The organism is Microbispora sp. NPDC046973, from assembly GCF_040644495.1.
Lineage (GTDB): Bacteria > Actinomycetota > Actinomycetes > Streptosporangiales > Streptosporangiaceae > Microbispora.
On sequence record NZ_JBEYWQ010000015.1, the window covers coordinates 74,265 to 93,230 of the forward strand.

Genomic DNA, 18,966 nt, shown 5'->3' on the forward strand with positions numbered 1-18,966 from the left:
GGCTAAAGCATGTCGTCCCCGGCCGCCGCCGCCTTCCGTAGAACTACTAGCCGAGCCAGTTCAGTACGTGAGGTGATGCCGAGCTTCGGATAGATCTTGTACAGGTGGTATTCGACCGTGCGCGGGCTGAGGAACAGCCGGGCGGCGATCTCCTTGCTGGTCGCGCCGCCCGCCACCAGGGTGGCGATGCGCAGCTCCTGCGGGGTGAGCGTGTCCAGCGCCGTCCCCCGTACGTCGGGTGCCGCCTCGGGAACCGCGGCCGTCTCCTGCTCGGCCCGTATGCTCTCGCCCGCCGCGCGCAGCTCGCCGTACGCGCGCCGGGCCCAGGGAGCGGCTCCCGCGCGCTGGAACGTCTCCAGCGCCGCGCGCAGGTGCGCCCTGGCCTCACCCGGCCGCTGCGTACGGCGCAGCCGCTCGCCCAGCAGCAGTCCCGTCCTGGCCGCCTCGAACGGGTTGGCGTGGAGCCGTGACGCCTCGCCGAGCGCCTCCACGCCCCGGTCGTCCGGCAGGACCAGGCCGCGGCACCGGGCGAGCAGGGCCCGGGACTCGGCCGTCCCCGCGTGGGCCGACCAGCGCTCGTACGCCTCCAGCGCCGCCTTGGCGGCGGCCGCGTCACCCGCGCCGACGGCTGCCTCGATCCGGTCCGGCGTGCTCCGCCAGACGACGGTCGGATGACCGGCTCCCGGGCCCGCGGCGACGATCGCGGTGAACCGGTCGTGCGCCGCCGCGAACCGGCCGAGGCACAGGTCGAGCATGGCCAGGGCGTACGCCGCGAGCCCGGCGCGCAGGCCCACGCGGTGGGGGACGGCGATGGCCAGCGCCTCCCGGGCGTACCGGCCGCAGGGCTCCTCCTCGCCGCGCAGGGCCGCCACGGCCGCGAGGTTGGCCAGATGCGCGGCCACGGTGTTGACGTATCCGGCCTCGCGGGCCAGCTCCAGGCCCTCCTCCGAGACGGCGCGGCTGTCCGCGAGGCGCCCGGCCAGCCGCTCCGCCGTGGCGACGAACTCCAGCACCACGGGCAGCTGGCCCGTCATCCCGGAGACCCTGGCCACCCGCCCGGCCCGCTCGGCCAGCTCGGCGGACAGGTCCACCTCGCCCAGATAGCTCGCCGCCGCCGACGCCCACATCAGCTCGGCCGCCTCGCGCAGCTCGCCCGTACGGCCGAGGGCCCGCCTGAGCAGGTCGTGCCCGCTGCCGTCGGCGAGCGTCGCGCCGATGCCGGCGACCACGTCGCGCAGGAACCCCTCGGGGAAGGCGGCCGCCCGCCGCCCGATCTCGATGATGGCCTTCGTGTCGCCGACGTACGACGCGGCCTCCGAGGCGTCGGCCAGCATGCCCAGGGTGTCGCCCGACGCGAGGATCCGCACGGCCTCGGCGGCGTCGCCCGAGTTCAGCTCGAACCGCCCACGCAGCTGCGCGATCTCCATGGTCAGCGCGGGGTCCGCCCCGGCGAACTCGCGGGCCTCGGCCAGCAGGGACTCCGCCTGGCCGGGACGCCCCCCGAGCCAGGCGGCCACGGCGGCGTCCTTGAGGCGCCGGGCGCGCACGAGCGGTTCGGGAGTGAGCTCGGCGGCCCTGGCCAGGGCGGTGGCGGCGGCGCCGTACCCGCCCCGGTCCCGGGCCCGTTCGGCGGCCCGGGCGAGCGCGGCGGCGACCGTCTCGTCCTGGCCGAGCGCGGCCCCGGCCAGATGCCGGGCCCGCCGGTCCCCGTCCGACACCTCGGCCAGTGCCGCGTGCGCCTCGCGGCGCGCGGCGGGGGAGGCCGCCTCGTACACCGCCGACCTGATCAGCGGATGGCGGAACCGCGCCTGAGTCCCCGACACGCTCGCGAGCCCGGCGGACTCGAGCTCGGGAAACGCCGCCTCTCCCACGCCCAGCCGTTCGGCGGCCCGCAGCACCAGGTCCAGGTCGCTCTCGACCGCCGCCAGCAGGGCCGTCAGCCGCGCCCCTGCCGACAACGCGGCCACCCGGTCGCCGAAGAGCCGGTCGCCGCCGGGCAGGGGGTCGGGCAGCGGTTCCCGGCCGGCCCGCTGGGCGGGGGTGAGCAGCCGGGCCGTCTCGCGCAGCGCCAGCGGGTTGCCCCCGGTCAGCGCCACGAGGTCGCGCCTGACCGGCGCCGCGAGCGCGAAGCCGGCGTCGAGCAGTTCGGCGGCCGCCGGTTCGGCCAGCCCGGCGATCTCCAGCGAGGGCAGGCCCTTCACCGGCGTGCCGCCCCGTACGGCCAGCGGCATCGCGATCGGCTCGGTGCGCAGCCGCCTGGCGGCGAACAGCAGGGCGTCGGCCGACGGCCGGTCCACCCATTGGAAGTCGTCGACGACGCAGATCAGCCCGTCCTGCGCGGCGGCCTCGGCCAGCAGCGACAACACCCCGGCCGCCAGCAGGAAGCGATCGCCAGAACCGGCCGGGGCCAGCCCGAGCGCGCCGCGTACGGCCTCGGCCTGCGGTTCCGGCAGCGCGTCGAGCAGCCCGGTCACCGGCAGCAGCAACTGGTGCAGGGCGGCGAACGCCAGATCGGCCTCCGCCTCGACCCCCGTGGTCCGCAGCACGCGCATGGGCCCGCCGCGGGAGGCCGCCAGGTCGAGCAGCGCCGTCTTGCCGGCACCGGCCTCGCCGCGCAGCACGAGCGCGCCCCCGACGCCTTTCCTGGCCCGATCGATCAGGTCGTCGATCGCCGCCGTCTCCGCCGATCTGCCGTAAAGCACAACCGCAGACTGTATTGGGTGGCGAGGTCGCGGCCGCCGCCCTGCCCGGGAAGTGGCCGTAAGACGGCTTCTCAGGGTTCTGTGAGCAACTCTGGACTTTGCGTCAAGAATCGATCGAAAATGCCGCTATCGTGGCGGTTCATGATGCGGTTGCGAGTGCCGGGCCTGTCGCGGCTGCGCCGGGCGCTGCTGTCCCGGCTCGACTCTCGGTATGTCACCAAGCCCGACCATCGGCAGGACCTCAAGGACGCGCTCTGGGAGGTCCAGATGCTCCGCCGGGAGGTCGTGGCGCTGCGCGACGAGGTCGACCGGCTGCGGCGGGGGACGGGGACGCAGGTCAAGACCGCCCCGGAGCCGCGGGTGACGACGGACCCCAAGGCGGCCGAGGCGCACCGGCTGGCGACCGAGACCGCCGAGGCGGTGGACACGCTGCTGCAGAGCGAGATGCGCATCTGGCAGGCGATCGACGACCTGTCGGCACGGGTGGGCGCTCCCGGACGGGCGGGGTGACCGGTCATGCGGGTGCAGTGGACGCGTGACGCGGACGTCTGGCGGCTGGTCTTCCTGCTCGACCCCGAGGACGAGACGACGGGGGCCTGCACCGACGGCCACCCCATCGAGCTGCGGACCAACTCCTGCCACGTACGGACCGGGGACGCGGGCGCGTCCCCGCATCCCGACCTGCTGGCGGTCGCCGCGTGGACCGTCGTCGCGCCGTGGGTCAGGCGGCGGGTGACGTTCGACCGGCCGATCTCCGCCGGGCTCGCCGAGGCGCTGCGCACGGGGTGGGGGGTGGACGCCGGGCCGGTCGGGGCGGACGCCAGGAGCGGCACCCGTCTGGCCGTCTCCTACAGCGGGGGCGCGGACTCGATGGCCGTGGCCGACATGTTTCCCGACGCGCCGTTCGTGCACTTCCAGCGGGTGAGCCACCCGCGGGTGCCCAACCGGTGGACGCACTACCGGGCGGAGGTGCTCGCCGGGCTCGCCCGGCAGACCGGCAGGGAACTCCACGTCGTCCAGTCGGATCTGGAGTTCCTGCTGAGCCGTCCCCGGCCCGGCTATCCGGAGCACCACGCCGTCACGGTGGGAGCGCTGCTCCTCGCCGGCGACCTCGACCTCGGGGGCGTCGCGCTGGGCTACGAGATCGGCTCGCGCTGGCTCGGCAGCGACCGGTACGTCAACCGCTACACGCCGGACAACCCCATGTGGGCGCCGCACGGGAAGTGGGCCCGGCTGTACGAGGCCGCGGGGCTCCCGCTGGTGCTCCCGGTCGGGGGCGTGAGCGAGCCCGTGACCATGCGCATGGCGATGGGCTCCGACCTCGCGCACCTGGTCCGCTGGTGCCTGCGGGGCGACTCGTCGGGACCGTGCCAGAAATGCGGCAAATGCCTGCGCAAGGAGCTGATCCTCGCCGCCGTCGAGGGACGCCCGCTCAAGACGACGCTCACCGCCCGGTCGGTCCCCGCCCGCGCCTGGCAGCAGCCGCCGCCGTACTCTGGCCAGGAGACGATCGAGTACGGCTGCGCGCGGGTGCCGGGGATCGAGGACACGCCGTTCGCCAAGGCGGCGGAGTACCTTGGGGCGACCGTGGAGTCGACCCGCTGGATGGACCGCTGTTACCCGCCCTCGATCGACGAGACGCCGGAGCCCTGGCGCGAACGAGTCGGCGCGTACATGCGGGAGAAGGTCGGGCTCATGACCGCGGACGAGCAGCGCCAGGTGGAGGCATGGGCGGCGATATGAAGATCTACCTGTCGGTGGACATGGAGGGGGTCACCGGGCTGACCGACCCCGAGGAGATGCACCACGGGGGCCGCGGGTACGAGCGCGGCTGCGAGCTGATGACGGGGGACGCCAACGCGGTGATCCAGGGCGCCTTCGACGCGGGCGCCGCGTCCGTGCTGGTGAACGACGCCCACGGGTCCACCAAGAACCTCATGATCGACCTGCTGGACGAGCGGGCCACGCTGATCAGAGGCCCGGGCAAGCCGCATCGCATGGGGCAGGGCCTCGTCGCCGGCATGGACGCCGCCTGCTTCGCCGGCTACCACGCCCGGGCCGGGGTGTCGCACGGGGTGCTCAACCACACGTGGATGGGCAAGGAGATCCAGAACGTCTACCTGAACGGCGAGGTCTGCGGCGAGACCCGGATCGTGGCCGGCTTCGCGGGCTCGCTGGGCGTGCCGGTCGCGCTCGTCAGCGGCGACGAGGCGGTGTGCGAGGAGGCCAGGGAACTGCTCGGCGAGGTCGAGACGGTCGCCGTGAAGAAGGGCATCGACAAGTTCTCCGCCGAGCTGCTGCCCCCGGCCGTGGCCTGGCGGCGCATCCGCGAGGGCACGGCCCGCGCCCTGGGCAGGCTGTCCGATTTCCGGCCCTACGTGGTCGAGCCGCCGTACACCCTCGGCGTGGAGTGGAATTCCACCGCCATCGCCACGGCCTGCTCGATCGTGCCCGGCGTGCGGCTCGCCGGCCCTCGGCACACCGAGTTCACCACGGACGACTATCACGAGATCATGGCGGTGTTCGGGCTCTTCTCCATGATCGGCGGCCAGGTCGCCTGCGGCAGCGGCCGGTACGGCTGACGCCCGATCTCCTCGGAGCCTGCCCCTAAGGTGGTCATCCAACCGCACCGCACACCGTCAAGGAGGGCTGAATGCCGCTCGAATGGGTTCCCGCGTCCGACCGGCCGGACCTGCTCGCCGATCCCGTCGCCAAGGCCGTGGCCGAACTCGACGTCAAGGTGGAGGTCGCCGAGATCGATCCCGATCTCTCCGACACCGCCGCGTTCTGCGAGCGGTACGGCGTGGCGATGGAGGACTCGGCCAACTGCGTCATCGTCGCCGCCAAGCGAGGCGGGGAGACGCGGTACGCCGCCGTCATGGTGCTCGCCACCGCGCGGGCCGACGTCAACGGAATCGTGCGCCGCCATCTGGACGCGCGGAAGGCGTCCTTCGCCGCGCAGGCGGAGGCCGTCGAACTGACCGGTATGGAGTACGGCGGCATCACTCCGATCGGTCTTCCCGAGGGCTGGCCGGTGCTCGTTGACGAAAACGTGACCCGGCGGCCGTTCGTGGTGATCGGCAGCGGCGTCCGCCGCTCCAAGCTGGCGCTTTCCGGCGAGGCGCTGGTGGCGGCGACGCAGGGGGAGGTCCTCGCGCTCACCATTTGACCGCCTGCCTGGAAACCGATCGCGTCTTTTCTCCGTTGTGCTGAGCGGAGATGTGGCGCGATGGTTCACTCATGGGCGTTCTTTTAGTCGGTATGGTGCTTAGGCAATGAATCAGGACGACCGACTGGGCCCGTACCGGCTGCTGAGGCGGCTCGGTGAGGGCGGCATGGGCGTGGTTCACCTCGCCCTCGATCCGCAGGGCAGGCAGGTGGCCGTCAAGGTCCTGCGTTCGGAGGTGGCGGGCGACGACGTCGCGCGCAGGCGTCTGTCGCGCGAGGTCGAGACCATGCGGCGGGTGCGCGGGCCGAACATCGCGGAGGTCGTCGACGCCGACGTCACGGGGCGCAGGCCGTACATCGTCACCCGCTACGTGCCGGGACGGCCGCTTGACGAGATCGTCAAGAACGACGGCCCGCTGCCCCTCGACGCCCTCCTCAAGGTCGCCGTCGGGGTCGCCGAGGCCCTCGCCGCCGTGCACGCGGCCGGGGTCATCCATCGTGACCTCAAGCCGGGCAACGTGCTGATGCTGGACGGCCAGCCGGTGCTGATCGACTTCGGCATCGCCCAGGCGGTCGACGCCACCCGGCTCACCCAGACCGGCATGTTCATCGGCACGCCCGGCTACCTCGCCCCCGAGATCATCGAGGGCCACGAGGCCGGGCCGCAGGTGGACGTGCATGCCTGGGCCGGCACCGTGCTGTACGCCGCCACCGGCCAGCCGCCGTTCGGCAAGGGCACGCTGGAGATGATCTTCTTCAACATCACCTCCGGCCGGGCCAACGTCGAGGCCGCCCCCGCGCCGATCCAGCCGATGCTGCGGGCCGCGTTCAACCGCGACCCGGCCAGGCGGCCGACCGCGGCCGAGCTCGTACGGCAGCTCGCGCGGCTCATGCCCCAGTCGCCGGGCGGCAGGCGCCGCGTGCCCGACGAGATCACGACGGTGCCCAACGTGGACGACACCGGCGGTCAGCAGGCGCCCGGCTCCGGCCGCCAGGGCGGTCCGCCGACCGGGTCGCCGGTGCCGCCGATCTCCCCGCCGGTCGCGCCCGTGGCGACGCCGCCGGTCGCGCCGTCCCAGCCGGGCGGCCGGGCCGAGGAGTTCGTCTCGCTGCTGCGCGAGACCCCCGCGGCGGGCCAGGGCGGCGACCCCTTCCCGACCGTGCGGGTGACCGGAGAGGACCTGCGCCGGGCGGGCCTCGGGCCTAACGGCCCACAGAACGGCCCGGCGAACGGCCCGGGCGGTCCCGTGGAAGGCCCGGCGGAGGGCGACATCCCCACCCGGATGCCGCCGCCCCGCACCCAGACGTCCGGCCCGTCCGGTCCGGCCGCGTTCCCGGGCTCGCCCGTTTCCGGCCCGGCTCCCACGACGGGCGGGCCGTCCGCGCCGCCGCGTGCCCCGGACGAGTGGCCCACGCCGATGCTGCGCCCGGAGGGAGACGTCCCCACGCGGCGGGTGACCTCGGAAGAGGTGCGCCAGGCCGTCAGCGGCGATCCCACGGGCCCGCGCGCGGCGTCCCCCCAGCCCGGCTTCACGCAGCCCGGGTCGCCTCAGCACGGCGCCCCTCACCACGGCGCCCCTCACCACGGCGCCCCTCACCACGGAGCCCCCCAGCGTGGGGCGAACGAGCACGGGGCCTACGAGCAGGGAGACGTGGCGGCGCGCGACCACGCGCTCTTCGGACACGCGCCCGAGCTCTACGAGCGGACACCGCACATCCACCAGCCGAACCCCGCACCGTTCATGCCGACGGTGCGGGTGCCGCCGCCGACCGTGCCGCCCATGCCGTTCCCGCCCGGGGGGCTGTTCCAGCGCTCCAAGACGTACGGCGTGGCGAGCGCGCTGCTCCTGGTCGTGATGACGTCGCTCGCGGTCGTGGCGCCGCTGCTGGTGTGCCTGGTGGCCGTGCCGGTCGCGGTGCTGCTGCGGGCCGCCGACCTGGCCCAGCCGCACCTTCACTCTCGCCGTCCCGCGGGCGCCGCGGCGGCCGACGTGCTGCGGGTGCTGAGCCGTCCGGCGGAGCTCGTCAAGTCGATCGGCGTCACGATCGCGCTCGTGCCGTACGCGCTGATCCTGGGGCTGCCGGTGACGCTGCTGCTCACCGTCCTCCTCGGCGACACCTCCGCGCTCCTGCTCGCGGCGCTGAGCTGGGGGATCGCGACGGCGTTGTGGACGATCTGCGCGGGCCCCGGAGTGGTGGGTCCGGGCAGGCAGATGCGGCGGACGCTGGCCTCGCTGGCGCCCGGCGAGGGAGCGGCGAAGGGGCTCGCCTGGGGGATCGGCGCCTTCGCGGTGCTGACGGCGGCGATCGCGCTCTCCAGCCTCCTGGGTAAACAGACAGCAGGGCACTTCTGGGGCCCAATCGACGTTGTGTCAGTACTGGAACGACTGAAAGACCTGCGTAACCAGGCGGGGAACGGGTGACGGGGGACGAGATGTCGGCTACTGAGGCTCCGGAGAGGATCGGGCCCTACCGGCTGCTGAGGCAGCTCGGCGAGGGCGGCATGGGGGTGGTCCATCTCGGCCTCGACGCGGAGGGGCGCGAGGTCGCGGTCAAGGTCCTGCACCCGCACGTCGCGACCGACCTCAAGGCGCGCGACCGGCTCACCCGCGAGGTGGAGACCATGCGGCGGGTGCGCAGCAGGCGCGTCGCCGAGGTCCTCGACGCCGACCTGACCGGCGCCGCACCCTACATCGTGACGCGGTACGCCCCCGGCCGGACCTTAGAGCAGACGGTCCTGGAGGACGGGCCGCTCGCCGACGACGGCGTGATCCGGCTCGCCGTGGGCCTGTGCGAGGCCCTGGTCGCCATCCACGCGGCCGACGTCATCCACCGCGACCTCAAGCCGGCCAACGTGATGCTCGTGGCCGGCGAGCCGCTCGTGATCGACTTCGGCATCGCCCACCTGGTCAACGCCACCCGGCTGACCCAGACGGGGATGTTCGTCGGCACCCCCGGCTACCTCGCCCCGGAGATCATCCGGGACACCGAGATCACCCAGGCCGCCGACGTGCACGCCCTGGCGGCCACGGTCTTCTTCGCCGCCACGGGGAAGGCGCCGTTCGGCTCGGGCACGTTCGAGTCGGTCTGTTACAACATCCTCGAAGGCAAGGCGCAGGTGGACCTCGCGCCGGCCTGGATGCGGGGCTGGCTCCGCGCCGCGCTGGCGCCCGAGGCCACCTCGCGTCCCACGGCCGCGTCGCTGCTCAGGCTCACCCGTTCGCTCGACCCCTCGGTCACCGTGCTCAGGGAGACCGCCCACGAGCCGCCGCGCGACGGCGGGACGCGGATCCTGGACGGCACGCGCGTGCTCGACGAGCCGGCGCGGGGAGACGCGGGCGACCGGGTGAACGGCGCCGGCGCAAGCCGGACCAGCATGCTGCCCGCCGGCGACGACAGCTACTCCGACCTGCTGCCGCCGGTGAACTACGTGGAGCCGGAGCGGCCCCGACGGGAGCCCCGGGCGCCCAGGCAGCGCCGTCCGGTGTCCGCGCCGCCTCCGGCGCATCCGCAGGCCTCGCCGTACGGGCAGGCGGGCCCGCCCCCGCCGCCGTACCAGCCCCCGGGCTACCAGCAACCCGTGTACCAGCCGTACACCGACCAGCGGGTGGCGGGCCACCCTGAGCCCCGGGTCGCGCCGCCGCCGGCTCCCGCCGCGCCGTACGAGCCCGAGCCGAGGCGGGCCCCCTACCGGGCCCCGCATCCGGTGCTCGCGGCCCTGCTGCTGGCCACGCTCGTGGCGCTGGCCTGCCTGCTGCCGGTCGTGGTGAGCCTGTTCGCCGTCGTGGCGGCGCTGTGCCTGCGGGTGGGGCAGTACCTGCTCGGCGACCTGGCCGACCGCCGGGCCGCGCGGGGCAGCAGCGGGGCCGACCCGCTCCTCGCGGTGCTCGGCACCCCGTGGGCGCTGATCAAGGCCGGACTGGCGACGGTGGTGCAGGTGCCGCTGGCCGTGATGTTCGCCATGTGCGTGTGGGGCGGGTTCCACTACCTCGGCGGGGTCAGGCCCGACCCCGCCGCGGCGTACGCCACGGGCGCCTTCGTGGCCGGGCTGTTCCTCCTTCCCGGGGGGAAGGCCCCCCGCAAGGCGGTGTCCCGGACGCTGAGCGCGGTGATCCGGAGCCCCGGAGCGGGAATGATCGTGACGATCGCGGTCGGCACGGTCGCGCTGTTCGCGATCATGACGGCGCTGTCCGCGGACGCCTCGTGGGTCCCCTGGCGGCCGCCGTCGGTGGCGGTGGACCACATCGTCGCGGATCTCAAACAGAAGGGTCAGGACACGGTCGTCAACCTGATCGGCGGCGTGATCGGGGACATCATGGACAGGATCGGCCTGGGCTTCCTGACCTTCTGGACCTGACCCCGCCCCGGTCGCCACGGTGAACCGGGAGGCACCTGTTGGGCACGCCGGAACAGCTTGGTCCCTATCGCCTGGTCTCCACGCTCGGCTCCGGAGGGTTCGGTGAGGTCCACCTCGCGCTCGATCCCGACGGGCGCACGGTGGCGGTCAAGGTCCTGCATCCCCACGTCGCCTCCGACGGGTTCGCCATCACCCGCCTCGCCCGCGAGGTGGAGACCATGCGCCGGGTTCGCGGGGCCCACGTCGCCGAGGTGCTGGACGCCTCGCTGTCGGGGGAGCGGCCCTACATCGTCACCCGGTATGTCCAGGGCAGGCCGCTCAGCGCGGTCATCGCCAACGACGGGCCGGTCGCCGGGGCCGACCTGCTACGGCTCGCCCTGGGGCTGGCGGAGGCGCTGGAGTCCGTCCACGCGGCCGAGGTGGTCCACCGCGATCTCAAGCCGGCCAACGTGATCGTCTCCGAGCGCGAGCCGTACGTGATCGACTTCGGCATCGCCTGCGCGTTGGAGTCGGCCTCGGTCACCGCCTCGGGGGCGGTCGTCGGCACGCCCGGCTACCTGGCCCCCGAGGTGCTGGAAGGCCGGGAGGCCGGGCCGGAGGCCGACGTGTTCGCCTGGGGGGCGACGCTGGCCTTCGCCGCGTCGGGGCGGCAGCCGTACGGGACGGGGCCGGCCGCGGCGATCGCCTACCGGGTCGTCCACCGCGAGCCCGACCTGTCGGGCGTGCCGGCCTGGCTCGCCCCGATCGTGGAGCGATGCCTGAGCGCCGATCCGGCGGACCGCCCGGCGACGGCCGAGCTGGCCGGGCTCCTCAAGGAGGCCGCGCCGGCGCTGGACGGGATCGAGCCGGCGCGGCCCGCGCTGTCGGAGGCGCCCACCCAGCAGTGGCGGCCCGGCGACCGGCGGCGGAGCCTGCCCTCGCGCGGCACCCGCCGGGGAGAGGTGGACGACCCGCGCGCCGCGCACCGGGAGAAGCTGCACCGCCGCTGGGTGATCGGCTCCGCGGTGGTCGTCGGCCTGTTCGCCGCCGCGGCCCGTGCCAACCTGCCGGAGGTGTCGCTTCTCCTGCTGGTGCTCTACGGCATCGCCCTGCTCGTGGACGCGGGGTTCGGGCTGCTGGGCAGGTCGAGGCGGCGGCTCGTGGTGGACCTCGCGGGCGGCGTCGGGGCCGTCGCGGTGTGGGCGCTGCTCAGCACGCTGTTCAGCACGGCGACGCTCCTCATGGCCGTCGGCACCGTCCTGCTCCTGCTCGTGATGCTCGTGTTCGCGAGCTGACCGCCACAGCGGACTTCGATACAGGCCCTAGGAGAACCAGTCGGCGCCGAGCTCCTGGATGGTCCTGCTGCCCCGGGGCACCAGCAGTGCCTCCCTCAGCACCTGGTTGACGTGCTCGGGGTCGTTGACCATGCCGAACAGGAAGAACGACCCGCCGTCCGCCGTGCGGAAGCCGAAGATCGAACCGTGCCCGGCGAACTCGACGTACGCCCCCTTGTACACCGCGGGGAACGCCTTGCGGCTGTAACTGTCCTTGGCGAGGCGGTAGCCGGAAACGCCTTCTTTCTTCTCGTGGTTCCAGAAGTTCAGGTACTCCTCGGCCACGGCGGGCGCCATGAGGGTGTCCATGTCGGTGACGTAGCCGTCGGCGTCGAGCCGCGGCTTCGGCATCCGCTCGCCCCAGTGGATCGGAGTCGCGACGGCCAGCCTGAACGACTGCCCGGGGGAGCGGAGGAACGCGAGCACGTGGGGGCGGGCATGGCCCTTGGTGTCCTTGTAGGTCGCCTGCGCGATGAACCATTCGCCGATCGGCCGCTGCCGCTCCGGCCTGGGCAGGTAGATCGTCGGGGTGCCGGTCGGCCTGATCGGTGTGTGCCCCGGTTTCGACCCGAAGATCTCATGGTTGCGTTCGAGCACACCCTCGTGCAGCGCCGCCTCGACGAACAGCGCGTCGAGCCGGTCGTTCCGGTTCCACCACTTGGGCTTGCGAAGCGTCGCGTTGTATCTGCCCACCCACTCCCGCAGGGCCTGCCTGGCCTGGGCGATGGTCGGCCCCGTCTCGCCGGCGGAGGGAGTGGGTGCGGCGCTCGGCGTCGGCCGAGGTGAGGAGACCGGGCTCGGCGTGTCGGCCCGGTGCGCGACCATGTCGGTGACCGCACCGCAGCCGGACAGGCCTACGACAAGAGCCATGATCAGCCACGTCCCACGCACTGGCGGAGAACCCCCAAGATCGCCCGTAGAAATGCCAACATATCGGACACCGGAGCGGGGTGGGTCTCGGCCGCAGGGACCTCCGCGACTCCTCCGGAACATAGTTCGGTAGGGTGGCAGTGGGCGTGACCGGGTTCTGGGGAATTCCTCAATCGAAGGACGCGGCCGTAAAAACCTGGAGGTTTGCACCTAAGCTACCGATGGGTAACATACGCCTGGGGGGACCAGGGTCAGCTCGACACCCGGGCCACCTGCACAGGCGCGCCCGCGAGCACCTGGCAGTCTTGCATCACGTGCGCGTACCCCGCGCCACGTACCGAGAACCGCGGCGTCAGCCGTACGGAAAGGGGAGGTCGGCCACCGGCCATGAACATCGTCGTCTGCGTGAAGCAGGTCCCCGACACGGCGACCGAGCGCAAGCTGAGGTCCGATGACAAGACGCTCGACCGCGACGCCGCCGACGGCGTCGTGAACGAGCTCGACGAGTACGCGGTCGAGGAGGCGCTGCGGCTCAAGGAGGCCCATGGAGGCGAGGTCACCGTCCTCAGCATGGGCCCCGCCAAGGCGACCGAGACCATCCGCAAGGCCCTGGCGATGGGCGCCGACAAGGCGGTGCACCTGCACGACGACGCGCTGCACGGCTCGGACGCCCTGGGCACCTCCTACGCCATCTCCCAGGCCCTGAAGAAGATCGGTTTCGACCTGGTGATCCTGGGTTCGGAGTCGACCGACGCCCGCACGGGCATGCTCGCCGCGATGCTGGCCGAGCGGCTCGGCGCCCCGCAGCTCACGCTCGCCGGCAAGGTCGAGGTCGAGGGCACGGCCATCCGGGTGGAGCGGATCACCGACTACGGCTACGACAAGGTCGAGGCCTCGCTGCCCGCCGTCGTGTCGGTGGTCGAGAAGATCAACGAGCCGCGCTACCCGTCGTTCAAGGGCATCATGGCCGCCAAGAAGAAGCCGGTCGAGACGCTCGGCGTCGCCGACGCGGAGATCGCGGCCGACCAGGTGGGCCTGGCGAACTCCTGGAGCGAGGTCGTCGACTTCGCGGCCGCCCCGCCGCGTGCCGCGGGCACCGTGATCAAGGATGAGGGCGACGGCGGAGCCAAGGCCGCCGAGTTCCTCGCGTCGAAGAAGTTCATCTGAGGGGCTTGGGATGAGTGAGATTCTGGTTCTCGTCGACCACGTCGACGGTGACGTCAAGAAGGTCACCCTCGAACTGCTGACCCTGGCCCGGTCGCTGGGCACGCCGGCCGCCGTGTGGGCCGGCCCCGGCTACTCCGACGCCGCGAAGGCCAGGCTCGCCGAGTACGGCGCCGAGAAGATCTACGTGGCGGCGGCCGACGAGATCGGCGACTACGTGGTGGCGCCCAAGGCCGAGGTGCTTGCGCACCTGGTGGCCGAGCGTTCCCCGGCCGCGGTCTTCGTCGCCGCGACCGGCGAGGGCAAGGAGATCGCCGGCCGCCTGGCGGTCAAGACGGACTCCGGTGTGATCTCGGACGCGGTGGGCGTCAGCGAGGGCTTCGTCGCCGAGCAGTCCATCTTCGGCGGCGGCGTCAACGTCCACAGCCGCGTGACCAAGGGCACGCCGATCATCACGGTCCGTCCGAACAGCACCGCCCCCGTCGCCGCCGCCGCGGCAGGCGCCGAGGAGAAGGTGGAGGTCGCCCTGTCGGACGCCGCCCGCGCGGCCAAGATCGTCGAGCGGGTCGTGCAGGAGAAGGGCGCCCGTCCCGAGCTGACCGAGGCCGCGATCGTGGTCTCCGGCGGCCGGGGCGTGGGCTCGGGCGAGAACTTCTCGATCATCGAGAAGCTCGCCGACGCCCTCGGCGCGGCCGTCGGCGCCTCGCGTGCCGCGACCGACGCCGGCTGGTATCCGCACCAGTTCCAGGTCGGGCAGACGGGCAAGACCGTGTCCCCGCAGCTCTACATCGCGGCCGGCATCTCCGGCGCGATCCAGCACCGGGCCGGCATGCAGACCTCCAAGACCATCGTCGTGATCAACAAGGACGCCGAGGCGCCCCTGTTCGAGATCGCCGATTTCGGTGTCGTGGGTGACCTGTTCCAGGTCGTCCCGCAGCTCACCGAGGAGATCGAGAAGCGCAAGTGACGCGCCCGGCCCTGCCGCGTGTTCACGCGGCACGGGCCGGGAGCCGGCGCCCTGCACGTCGGAGGCGGACCTGATCCGGGATCAGGTCCGCCTCGTGCATTCCACTGGTGGCGACGCCTCGGGCATGCTGGGGGGCGACCAGGGCGCCGTCGGCCATCGCGGGCCCGCCAGGCGTCAGGCCGCCGCGCGGAGGCGGGCCTCCTCGTCCCCCGACCGGACCGGCAGCGGGATGATCTCCGTACGGGACGCGGGCAGCAGCCGTGCGGCCACGGCGATGACGACACCGAGCACGACCGCCACGCCCATCGCGAGCCGCAGCGAGGCCGCGGTGGACAGGAAGCCGATCACCACGGGTCCGAGCAGCAGGCCCGCGTAGCCCATCGCGCTCGCCTGCGCGATCGCCGGACCGGGCTCGCGCGTCGCGGTCCCCGCCAGCGACAGCGCCATCGGCGAGATCGTCGCCACCGACAGCCCGATGAAGAACAGCCCGGAGACGGCGGCCACGGTCACCGGCGCGGCGATGACCACGAGGAACGCCAGCGCGGTGGCGGCGCCGGAGAACGTGATCAGTCCGCGGGCGCCGTAGCGGCCGCGCAGCCGGTCGCCGGCCAGCCGGGCGAGCAGCATGCCCGCCTCGAACACCGGGTAACCGAGCGCGGCGACCGCCTCGGAGGCGTGCAGCGTGCCGATCAGGTAGAGGCCGTTCCAGTCGGCGACGACGCCCTCCACCATGAACGCGGCGAAGGTGACCGCGCCGAGCAGGTAGACGACCCCGGGAAGCCTGCGCCGGGCTCGGGCGGACGCCTGGCCCGCCTCGTCCGCCTCGGGCGCGGGGTCGGGCAGGTGCAGACGGCTGAGGGCCAGCGCCGCCGGCACCGACACCAGGGCGACGACCAGGATGTGGGCGGTGAGGGACAGGCCCAGGGCGATGGCCGCCGTGCCGAGCAGGCCCGCAGAGATCGCGCCGACGCACCATCCCGCGTGCATGCCGCTCATGATCGGCCGGCCGTACGCGCGCTCGACCGCCGAGCCCTGGGCGTTCATGCCGACGTCGACCGCGCCGAACGCCATGCCGAACAGGGCGGCGGACACGGCCAGCACCGGGAGGGACGGCGCGAACGCGACGAGGACCAGTGACGCCGCGCACAGGGGAGCGGCCGCGCGCAGGACGCCACGGCTGCCGATCCTGGCCAGGACGACGCGCATGAGCTGCATGGTGAGCAGCGCGCCGACCCCCCAGCTGAGCAGGGTGAGCCCGACCGACGACTCCGGCAGGCGGAGCCGGTCGGCCAGCGCCGGGAGGCGCACGGTGAAGGTTCCACACATCAGGCCGGCCAGGACGAAGGTGAGGACTGCCCCGTGACGGGCCTTCCTCAAAGCGCGGGTCATCACAGCTTCCTTTCCAGGTGAGTCGAGTGGGTTTCCAGGCCCGGATTTACGGGCAGACACCAGCAGGTCGCCCTTTCACGGCAGAGCCGGAAGGAAGGGCGACCACCAGGTGTGGGTCAGGGGTCAACAAGCGGCGCTGTTCACAAGCGGCGCTCTACAAAAGGGCGAGCAGCCTGGCGCGGATCGCGGCGTAGTCGATGATCGCCGCACAGTGGGTGGCGACCTCCCAGACGCCCTCACAGGCCAGTCGTACGACCTGGGAGGTCAGGGGGTCAGGCTCGTCGTCCAGGCCCTGCCGCATCCAGCGGTCCATCGCCCCGCGCAGCGGCGCGAGCAGTTCGGGGTCGCCGGCCGCACCCGTGACCACGGCCCATCGTCGCAGCCGGCCGGTCTCCACGGCCTCGAATGTCGCGGCGACGTACGCCCGGGTGTAGGTGCTCTCCGACTGGCCCTCGATCAGCGCGTCGAAATCGGCGATCAAACGCTCGATCATGCCTTTGACGAGGGCTTCCTTGCTCGCGAAGTGATAGAGGAGACCGCCCTTGCTGACACCGGCGCGCTCGGCCACCGCCGCCAGGGTCAGGGCCTGGGCGCCCTGATCCTGCAGCAGGCCCTCGGCCGCGTCCAGCAGTTCGTCCTTCCTCATGACATCTACTGTACCGTCTGGACGGTTAAGTTGCGACACGTGCCTGTGTCCGGTGCCCGCCCGGATACGCTTGGTGGGCTGAATCCGTGTCAGGGAGGGGTCGTGGGAGCTGCTTATCTGGACCATGCCTCGACCACCCCGATGCTGCCCGAGGCGATCGAGGCGATGACCGCCCAGCTCGGGCAGGTCGGCAACCCCTCATCCCTGCACGCGGCGGGCCGCCGCGCCCGCCGGGTCGTCGAGGAGTCGCGCGAGACGATCGCCTGCGCGCTCGGCGCCCGCCCCAGCGAGGTCGTGTTCACGGCCGGCGGCACCGAGGCCGACAACCTCGCCGTCAAGGGCCTGTTCTGGGCGAGGAAGCGGCCCAGGATCCTGATCAGCGCGGTCGAGCACCATGCCGCCCTCGATCCCGCCCACTGGCTCGGCGACAACCACGGCGCGCGAGTCGAGTTGCTGGACGTGGACGAGCGGGGCCGCGTGCATCCGGAGACGCTGCGCGAGGCCATCGCCCGCGACCCCGACGACGTGGCGCTGGTGAGCGTCATGTGGGCCAACAACGAGGTGGGCACCGTGCAGCCGGTGCGCGTGCTGGCCGCCATCGCGCACGAATACGGCATCCCCTTCCACACCGACGCGGTGCAGGCGGTCGGCCAGCTCCCGGTCTCGTTCGCCGAGTCCGGCGTGGACGCCATGACCGTCTCCGGCCACAAGGTCGGCGGTCCCGTGGGCGTCGGGGCGCTGCTGCTGGCCCGGGGCGTCGATCCGGTGCCCGTCCTGCACGGCGGCGGGCAGGAGCGCGACATCCGCTCCGGCACCCTCGACGCGCCGGCCATCGCCGGGTTCGCGGCGGCGGTCGAGACGGCCGTCGCGCGGCAAACCGCCACGGCCGAGCGGCTGTCGGCGCTGCGCGACGACCTGATCAAGCGCGTACGGCTGGCCGTGCCCGACGTGGTGCTGAACGGCGACCCGGTCGACCGGCTGCCGGGCAACGCCCACTTCTCGTTCCCCGGCTGTGAGGGGGACGCCCTGCTCATGCTCCTCGACGCCAAGGGCGTGGAGTGCTCCACGGGCTCGGCCTGCTCGGCCGGGGTCGCCCAGCCGTCCCACGTGCTGCTCGCCATGGGCCAGGACCGCGCACGCGCCCGCGGCTCACTGCGCTTCTCCCTCGGCCACACCTCCGTCGAGGAGGACGTCGACCGGCTCGCCGACGTCATCGGGCACGTCGTCGAGCGCGCCCGCCGTGCCGGCCTGTCATAACCTGCCCTGATTGCCCCCTGATGCCCGTGCCTCCGCGGCTTCCCGGGCTTCTGCGGCGACCAGGCCGGAGATGCCCAGGCCCGGCGCGTCGGACAGTGCGATCGCAGCGCCCTGGTACCGCATGCCGCCGACGACGGCGGGGCGCCGCAGCCACCACACCGCGTCGAGGTCGCTCACCATCGTGGTCCCGTAGGCGGCTACCAGGCTGGCCGCGGCGCCGGTGCCGATCTCGGTCTCCAGCATGCAGCCGACGATGGTGCCCATGCCCTGAGCTCGCGCCAGTTCGAGGAGGGTACGGGCGGCGCTGAGCCCACCGCTCTTCGCCAGCTTCACGTTGATCAGGTCCGCCGCGCGCCGTCGGATCACCTCCACCAGGTCGCGCACGTCGAAGACGGACTCGTCCGCCATGATCGGGGTCTCGACGCGGTCGCTCACCCAGGCCAGGCCCTCCACATCCCGGTAGGCCACCGGCTGTTCGACGAACTCCACTCCCATGCCTGCGTCCTCCAGCGCGCGGATGACCCGTACCGCCTCGCGGGGCGTCCACCCCTGGTTGGCGTCGAGACGGATCCTCACCTCGGGACCGACCGCCTGGCGGACCGCCGTCACGCGGTCGACGTCCGTGGCCGCGTCCGTGCCGACCTTGACTTTCAGCACGTCGAAGCCCTCCGCGGCCCGGCTCTTCGCCGCCAGGGCCAAACTGTCCGCCGTGCCGGCCGCAAGGCTGACATCGGTGGGCACCACCAGCCGGGAGCCGCCGAGCAGCCGGACCAGCGGGACCCCGAGGCGGACCGCGGCGAGATCGTGGAGCGCGACGTCCACCGCGGCCTTGGCCGGCTCGTTGCCGACCACGGCGCGGCTGACTCTGCGACAGTTCTCCACCAGGTCATCGGCACCGCGGCCGATGAGAAGCGGGGCGAAGGCCTCGGTGACGCAGGCCTCGCTGGAGGCCAGTGAGGATCCGGTGACGGTCCACACCTCCGGCGCCTCGCCGAAGCCGGAGCGCCCGTCGCGGTCCACGATCTCGACGACGACGGTCGAGACGTGGGTCAGGTGCGCCAGGGCGGTGACGAACGGCGTGTGGAGGGGAGCCACCAGACGGTGGACATGGACCGCGGCGATGGTCATCGATC

15 protein-coding genes are annotated in these 18,966 nt (G+C 73.0%); 10 read left to right on the plus strand and 5 right to left on the minus strand.

Going from position 1 to position 18,966, the window contains the following annotated elements; all coding sequences use genetic code 11:
- Nucleotides 1-2: 2 nt before the first annotated feature.
- Nucleotides 3-2,702, minus strand: coding sequence for an AAA family ATPase (locus tag ABZ860_RS25725; RefSeq protein ID WP_357224659.1), 2,700 nt, complete (start codon nucleotides 2,700-2,702; stop codon nucleotides 3-5).
- A gap of 141 nt (nucleotides 2,703-2,843) precedes the next feature.
- Here ABZ860_RS25725 and ABZ860_RS25730 point away from each other — a divergent pair, with 141 nt between their 5' ends.
- The 7 genes from ABZ860_RS25730 to ABZ860_RS25760 all read left to right on the plus strand — a co-directional run bounded on the left by ABZ860_RS25730 (nucleotide 2,844) and on the right by ABZ860_RS25760 (nucleotide 11,501).
- Nucleotides 2,844-3,212, plus strand: a complete 369-nt coding sequence (locus tag ABZ860_RS25730; protein ID WP_357224661.1) for a hypothetical protein — start codon at nucleotides 2,844-2,846, stop codon at nucleotides 3,210-3,212.
- A 6-nt stretch (nucleotides 3,213-3,218) separates the two neighbouring features.
- A complete protein-coding gene (locus ABZ860_RS25735) occupies nucleotides 3,219-4,445 on the plus strand; it encodes a DUF6395 domain-containing protein (RefSeq protein WP_357224664.1) in 1,227 nt (408 codons plus the stop codon).
- Entirely contained in the window at nucleotides 4,430-5,284 is an 855-nt protein-coding gene (locus ABZ860_RS25740; protein ID WP_357224666.1) for a M55 family metallopeptidase, read from the plus strand. The genes ABZ860_RS25735 and ABZ860_RS25740 overlap by 16 nt, the downstream gene beginning before the upstream one ends.
- A gap of 71 nt (nucleotides 5,285-5,355) precedes the next feature.
- Entirely contained in the window at nucleotides 5,356-5,871 is a 516-nt protein-coding gene (locus ABZ860_RS25745; protein ID WP_357224668.1) for a YbaK/EbsC family protein, read from the plus strand.
- Between the two features lie 106 nt (nucleotides 5,872-5,977).
- The gene (locus ABZ860_RS25750) at nucleotides 5,978-8,293 is read left to right on the plus strand and encodes a protein kinase (RefSeq protein ID WP_357224669.1); all 2,316 of its coding nucleotides are present in this window, start codon (nucleotides 5,978-5,980) and stop codon (nucleotides 8,291-8,293) included.
- Nucleotides 8,294-8,304: 11 nt separating this feature from the next.
- Nucleotides 8,305-10,227: a serine/threonine-protein kinase gene (locus ABZ860_RS25755; RefSeq protein ID WP_357224671.1), complete on the plus strand. Its 1,923-nt coding sequence runs from the start codon at nucleotides 8,305-8,307 to the stop codon at nucleotides 10,225-10,227.
- Between the two features lie 38 nt (nucleotides 10,228-10,265).
- Complete coding sequence (locus tag ABZ860_RS25760; protein ID WP_357224673.1) at nucleotides 10,266-11,501, plus strand: serine/threonine-protein kinase; 1,236 nt, start codon at nucleotides 10,266-10,268, stop codon at nucleotides 11,499-11,501.
- A 27-nt stretch (nucleotides 11,502-11,528) separates the two neighbouring features.
- On the opposite strand, the gene ABZ860_RS25765 is transcribed toward ABZ860_RS25760, so the two are convergent.
- A complete protein-coding gene (locus ABZ860_RS25765; protein ID WP_357224675.1) occupies nucleotides 11,529-12,410 on the minus strand; it encodes a hypothetical protein in 882 nt (293 codons plus the stop codon).
- 387 nt (nucleotides 12,411-12,797) lie between these two features.
- Here ABZ860_RS25765 and ABZ860_RS25770 point away from each other — a divergent pair, with 387 nt between their 5' ends.
- Both ABZ860_RS25770 and ABZ860_RS25775 read left to right on the plus strand, forming a co-directional pair.
- The gene (locus ABZ860_RS25770; RefSeq protein ID WP_357224676.1) at nucleotides 12,798-13,577 is read left to right on the plus strand and encodes an electron transfer flavoprotein subunit beta/FixA family protein; all 780 of its coding nucleotides are present in this window, start codon (nucleotides 12,798-12,800) and stop codon (nucleotides 13,575-13,577) included.
- A gap of 10 nt (nucleotides 13,578-13,587) precedes the next feature.
- Entirely contained in the window at nucleotides 13,588-14,541 is a 954-nt protein-coding gene (locus tag ABZ860_RS25775; protein ID WP_357224678.1) for an electron transfer flavoprotein subunit alpha/FixB family protein, read from the plus strand.
- A gap of 174 nt (nucleotides 14,542-14,715) precedes the next feature.
- On the opposite strand, the gene ABZ860_RS25780 is transcribed toward ABZ860_RS25775, so the two are convergent.
- Both ABZ860_RS25780 and ABZ860_RS25785 read right to left on the minus strand, forming a co-directional pair.
- A complete protein-coding gene (locus ABZ860_RS25780) occupies nucleotides 14,716-15,930 on the minus strand; it encodes an MFS transporter (RefSeq protein WP_357224680.1) in 1,215 nt (404 codons plus the stop codon).
- 154 nt (nucleotides 15,931-16,084) lie between these two features.
- Nucleotides 16,085-16,576 (minus strand): TetR/AcrR family transcriptional regulator, encoded by a 492-nt coding sequence (locus ABZ860_RS25785; RefSeq protein ID WP_357224681.1) that lies wholly within the window; start codon nucleotides 16,574-16,576, stop codon nucleotides 16,085-16,087.
- A gap of 102 nt (nucleotides 16,577-16,678) precedes the next feature.
- Here ABZ860_RS25785 and ABZ860_RS25790 point away from each other — a divergent pair, with 102 nt between their 5' ends.
- Entirely contained in the window at nucleotides 16,679-17,833 is a 1,155-nt protein-coding gene (locus tag ABZ860_RS25790) for a cysteine desulfurase family protein (RefSeq protein ID WP_357224683.1), read from the plus strand.
- On the opposite strand, the gene ABZ860_RS25795 is transcribed toward ABZ860_RS25790, so the two are convergent.
- The gene (locus ABZ860_RS25795) at nucleotides 17,828-18,961 is read right to left on the minus strand and encodes a dipeptide epimerase (RefSeq protein ID WP_357224684.1); all 1,134 of its coding nucleotides are present in this window, start codon (nucleotides 18,959-18,961) and stop codon (nucleotides 17,828-17,830) included. The two genes, ABZ860_RS25790 and ABZ860_RS25795, sit on opposite strands and share 6 nt — an antisense overlap.
- Between the last annotated feature and the right edge of the window lie 5 nt (nucleotides 18,962-18,966).

Coding starts and splice junctions, on each gene's coding strand:
- ABZ860_RS25750 (WP_357224669.1), top strand. CDS start 5,978: ATGAATCAGGACGACCGACTGGGCCCGTACCGGCTGCTGAGGCGGCTC.
- ABZ860_RS25735 (WP_357224664.1), top strand. CDS start 3,219: ATGCGGGTGCAGTGGACGCGTGACGCGGACGTCTGGCGGCTGGTCTTC.
- ABZ860_RS25770 (WP_357224676.1), top strand. CDS start 12,798: ATGAACATCGTCGTCTGCGTGAAGCAGGTCCCCGACACGGCGACCGAG.
- ABZ860_RS25795 (WP_357224684.1), bottom strand. CDS start 18,961: ATGACCATCGCCGCGGTCCATGTCCACCGTCTGGTGGCTCCCCTCCAC.
- ABZ860_RS25755 (WP_357224671.1), top strand. CDS start 8,305: ATGTCGGCTACTGAGGCTCCGGAGAGGATCGGGCCCTACCGGCTGCTG.
- ABZ860_RS25745 (WP_357224668.1), top strand. CDS start 5,356: ATGCCGCTCGAATGGGTTCCCGCGTCCGACCGGCCGGACCTGCTCGCC.
- ABZ860_RS25785 (WP_357224681.1), bottom strand. CDS start 16,576: ATGAGGAAGGACGAACTGCTGGACGCGGCCGAGGGCCTGCTGCAGGAT.
- ABZ860_RS25775 (WP_357224678.1), top strand. CDS start 13,588: ATGAGTGAGATTCTGGTTCTCGTCGACCACGTCGACGGTGACGTCAAG.
- ABZ860_RS25780 (WP_357224680.1), bottom strand. CDS start 15,930: ATGACCCGCGCTTTGAGGAAGGCCCGTCACGGGGCAGTCCTCACCTTC.
- ABZ860_RS25740 (WP_357224666.1), top strand. CDS start 4,430: ATGGGCGGCGATATGAAGATCTACCTGTCGGTGGACATGGAGGGGGTC.
- ABZ860_RS25730 (WP_357224661.1), top strand. CDS start 2,844: ATGATGCGGTTGCGAGTGCCGGGCCTGTCGCGGCTGCGCCGGGCGCTG.
- ABZ860_RS25765 (WP_357224675.1), bottom strand. CDS start 12,410: ATGGCTCTTGTCGTAGGCCTGTCCGGCTGCGGTGCGGTCACCGACATG.